The organism is Streptomyces sp. NPDC059455 (assembly GCF_042750115.1).
Classification (GTDB): Bacteria; Actinomycetota; Actinomycetes; order Streptomycetales; family Streptomycetaceae; genus Streptomyces; species Streptomyces endocoffeicus.
The window spans coordinates 1-3907 of sequence record NZ_JBHYVB010000416.1; the positions used below are offsets into that span (position 1 = coordinate 1).

General features: G+C 71.1%; 2 protein-coding genes. One reads left to right on the top strand and one right to left on the bottom strand.

The window, feature by feature from the left end; genetic code table 11:
• Nucleotides 1–32: 32 nt before the first annotated feature.
• Nucleotides 33–2351, bottom strand: a complete 2319-nt coding sequence (locus tag ACFXB5_RS52990; RefSeq protein ID WP_385223149.1) for a xyloglucanase — start codon at nucleotides 2349–2351, stop codon at nucleotides 33–35.
• A gap of 258 nt (nucleotides 2352–2609) precedes the next feature.
• On the opposite strand from ACFXB5_RS52990, the gene ACFXB5_RS52995 reads away from it, so the two are divergent.
• Nucleotides 2610–3842, top strand: a complete 1233-nt coding sequence (locus ACFXB5_RS52995) for a glycoside hydrolase family 10 protein (protein ID WP_385223151.1) — start codon at nucleotides 2610–2612, stop codon at nucleotides 3840–3842.
• Nucleotides 3843–3907 lie beyond the last annotated feature (65 nt).

The following is a 3907-nucleotide window of genomic DNA, read 5'->3' on the forward strand; positions in this document are numbered from 1 at the left end:
GCCGGAAACCCGGCCCCGGCCCGCCCTCGCCGTCAGGAGATGTCGCCGCGCAGGATGCCGCGCCCGTTGGTGGCCAGGTAGACCCGTCCGTAGACCCGTGGGTCGCCGGTGATGGAGGCGCCCGTCCAGCCCCACTGGTGGGCGTCGTCGTTGATCCGGGTCCAGCTCGCCCCGGCGTCCGTGGAGCGGAAGACGCCGCGTACGCCGCCGATCTTCGCGCTGGTGTAGAGCGTCTGGTACGAGGCGCCCGGCGCCGCCTTGCCGAAGCCGATGGTGTCCGCCTGCTGGACACCGCTCAGCTTGGTGAAGGACGCGCCGGAGTCCGTGGAGTGCCACAGCCCGTACGCCCCGCCCGTGCCGCCGCCCGCGAGCCAGATGTCGCCCTCGGCGCCCGGCAGCGCCTTGAACCGCACCGGGCCGTCGGCCGGCAGTCCGGAGGACGCCCTGGCGGTGAAGGTGGCGCCGCCGTCGGTGGAGACGTAGAAGGTGCCCGCCTTGAAGCCGTAGAACTTCTTGGGGTTCTTGCGGTCGGACTCCACGACCGCCCCGGCCGGGATGCCGCTCGACGCGGACCACGAGTTGCCGAAACCGGTGGTGTGGTAGACGGCCGAGGTGCCCTCCGGGGCCCAGACGAAGCCGCTGCCGTCGGCCGCCGCGGCTACCGTGCCGCCGCCGGTGACCCCGGACGGCTCGCTGCCCTGGAACCAGTTGGCGCCGTTGTCGGTCGAGAACGCGATCCGCGGCGCGGAGTCGTTGTTGCCCACCCGGACCACGGTGTTCGGGCTGGTCTCGGCGTAGTCCAGGCTGGTGGTCGTGGTGAACGTCGGCGAGGTGTACATCCTCGCGGGCACCGCGTCGAGATCGGTGTGGCGGAAGCCCCCGATGTCACCGAGCGCGCTGAGCAGCGGGGCGCCGGTGGGCGGGCTGGCCAGATCGTTGACCGCCGTCTCCTCCAGGCCCTTGACCATGGGCGTGATGGCGATTTTGCCGCCCGTGTCCCAGTTTCCGAGGTTCTCCGTGCCGTAGACCGTCGCCCCCGTGCCGTACATCATCCGGTTGGAGTCGAACGGGTCGATCTCCAGCGCCTCGGTCATCCAGCCCAGCTTCGGGGTGACTTCGGGTGGGGTGGGGTTGGTGCCGAAGGTCAGCCAGGGGACGGCACTGACGTCCTGGGTGTAGCGGAAGGACCGGTTCGGATAGCTGGTGAAGTCCCAGGCCCGGGTCCAGGTGGCACCGGAGTCGGTGGAGCGGAAGATCTGGGTGTCCGGCCACCAGGAGCTGTAGCCGGTCACCATCAGCGTGCCCGGCTTCTGGCGGTCCACCGTGAGTCCGCTGTAGCCGAAGTAGGTGTCGGCGTCCGTCATGGGGCTGATGTTCTTCCACTCCCCGGTGGCCGTGGTGTACCGCCACACCTGGCCCTTCTCACCGTCGTACGGGCCGCCCTTGTCGCTGGTGGTGAGGTACAGATAGCCGTTCTTGGCGTCCAGGACGCCCTTGTGGGAGAGAAATCCGGTGGGCTGACCGGCCACCCGCGACCAGGTGGCGCCCGCGTCGGTCGAGCGGTAGACGGTGTTGTCCTTGTCGGCCACGCCCACGTAGATGGTCTTCGTGGCGCTGCCGGCGGAGCCGGTGCGCTCGTCGAAGGTCACCCACACCACGCCCTGGTTGTCGCTCAGATAGCCGCTGGTGTCGCTCGCGTCCTGGACGTATGTGCCGGGGTTGGGGAAGGACGTCACCTTCGACCAGGTGACACCGGAGTCGGTCGAGCGCCACAGCCCGTTCCCGCTCGGCGCGCCGAGGTAGAGCACGCTGTTCCGGTTGGGGTCCACCGCCAGCCGCTCACCCATGCCGCGGCCGGGCATATTGCCGCCCAGCTTGAAGGGGAGGGTGGTGGACTGCCAGCTGGCGCCCCGGTTGGACGAGCGCAGGATCGCGCCGTTGCCCGGGTCCCAGCTGTTGGTGTACGTACCGGCCGCCACATAGACCTTGTTGGGATCCACCGAGTCGCTGGCCAGGCTCACCACCCCGGTCCAGCCCCAGTGGTCCCAGTCCAGCGAGTCCAGCAGCGGCACCCACCGCTTGCCGGACTGGTCCCAGCGGTACGCCCCGCCGATGTCGGTGCGGGCGTAGGCGAGGTTCTTCTCCTTGCGGTTGAAGACGATGCCGGGGACGAAGCCGCCGCCGTCCACGCGGACGTTCTTCCAGGTGTAGGCGTCGGCCTGGGCGGTGCCCCGGGCGGGGGCGGCTTCGGGGCGGGCCGCGGCGGGGGAGGCCGCCGCGGTGAGTAAGCCGCCGACGAGTGCCAGCGCGGCCATGAGCGCGCCGACCGGTCTTCTGCCGTTGCTGCGCACGGGAACTTCCTCTCCGGACGTGGGGGTAGTGAGGCGTGAGGGCCATGCGGGCGAGGGTATTTGGGAGCGCTCCCATGCGTAGCGTCATCCGATGCTAGCGGCCGGATGGCCGTGCGAGAAGGGTGAAGTCAAGGGGTCCTCAAGGGGTGTTGGGACTGACCGTCCCGGATTCGCGGTAAGCATTGCCGGGCGCCCCACAAGGGCCCCATCATCAGCGGGAGTTGCCGTGCAGGTCCCTGGGGCGAGGAGTTGAGTTTCATGGGTCGGATCACGCGCAGAAGTCTCACGGTGGCGGCCGCCGGAGCCCTGGCCGCCACCGTCACGGCGGGTGACGCGCTGGCGGAGGGGCGGGGCGGTGGGCACCGGCCCGAGTTCCGCGGGATGTGGCTGGCCACCGTCGCCAACCGCGACTGGCCGTCCAGGCCCGGTCTCCCCGCGGAGCGGCAGCGGGCCGAGCTGCTGGGCTTCCTCGACACCGCCGTGAGCCGCCGGCTCAACGCGGTGGTCTTCCAGGTGCGGCCGACGGCGGACGCGCTGTGGCCCTCACCGTACGAGCCGTGGGCGGAGTGCCTCACCGGCGTCCAGGGCAAGGACCCGGGCTGGGATCCGCTGGGCACCGCCGTGCGCGAGGCGCACCGGCGCGGTCTGGAGCTGCACGCCTGGTTCAACCCGTACCGGATCGCCAACCACACCGACCCCTCGCGGCTGGTTCCCACCCATCCGGCCCGGGTGCACCCCGAGTGGGTCGTGCCGTACGGCGGGAAGCTCTACTACAACCCCGGGCTGCCGGAGGTCCGCCGCTTCGTCCAGGACGCCATGCTGGACGCGGTCGCCCGCTATGACATCGACGCCGTCCACTGGGACGACTACTTCTACCCCTATCCGGTGGCCGGCCAGGTCTTCGACGACGACGCGGCGTACGAGCGCTACGGCGCGGGCTTCCCGGACCGGGCGGCCTGGCGGCGGAACAACATCGACCGCCTGGTATACGAGACGGCCGTGCGCGTCAGACGTCGGGGGCGGCGGGTGCGGTTCGGCATCAGCCCGTTCGGCGTCTGGCGCAACCAGGCCACCGACCCGCTCGGCTCCGCCACCACGGCGGGGGTGCAGACCTACGACGACCTCTACGCGGACACCCGTGGCTGGGTGCGGCGGGGGTGGCTGGACTACGTCGTCCCGCAGGTCTACTGGAACATCGGCTTCGCCGCCGCCGACTACGCCGTGCTCGTCCCCTGGTGGTCGGAGGCGGTCCGGGGCACCGGGGTGAACCTCTACATCGGCGAGGCGCTCTACAAGGCGGGCGATCCGGCGCAGCCCGCGCCCTGGCAGGACCCGGCGGAGCTGTCCCGGCACCTCACCTTCGACCGGGGCTTTCCCCAGGTGCGCGGCAATGTGTACTTCTCGGCGAAGGAAGTGGCCGCCGACCGCAACGGCGCCATGGCGCGTGTGGTCGCCGACCACTATCCGTATCGCGTCCGTCCGCCCCGCTGACCCGGGCCCCGCCCCGTGGGGACGGCTACGGGGTGTCCGGGGGACCACGCGGCGGAGCCGCAAAT

Bases quoted from the DNA above. Each gene is read 5' to 3' on its own strand.
- ACFXB5_RS52995 (WP_385223151.1), top strand. From the start codon at position 2,610: ATGGGTCGGATCACGCGCAGAAGTCTCACGGTGGCGGCCGCCGGAGCC.